Source organism: uncultured Lacinutrix sp., assembly GCF_947500325.1.
Lineage (GTDB): Bacteria > Bacteroidota > Bacteroidia > Flavobacteriales > Flavobacteriaceae > Lacinutrix.
In genome coordinates this window covers 1-243 of record NZ_CANMRQ010000113.1, presented here as the reverse complement: position 1 = coordinate 243, position 243 = coordinate 1, and the positions used below count along the sequence as shown (strand labels likewise).

Sequence of the window (243 nt, the reverse complement as noted above, 5' to 3'; positions counted from 1 at the left end):
TGTCTTTCTCGTATACTAAACGACCATTTCTGTTAAATACTTTTAGATTTTGTACATCATAACTACTAACATCGAAAAAGTCATTTAAGCCATCGCCATTTGGTGAAATACCTTGTGGTATTACACAAGTCTCTAATTCTGTTACAATGACATCTTCTGATGCAGTACAACCAGTATCATTAAACATTACTTCTATAGTATAAGTACCTGCTGTTAATACATTATCGATACTTAAATCTGTTT

At 31.3% G+C, this 243-nt stretch carries 1 protein-coding gene; it reads right to left on the bottom strand.

Translation table 11 applies throughout. The annotated features are described in order from the left end of the window. A partial coding sequence (locus tag Q0997_RS20405; protein ID WP_299892593.1) for a gliding motility-associated C-terminal domain-containing protein occupies nucleotides 1-243 on the bottom strand: 243 nt, incomplete at both ends.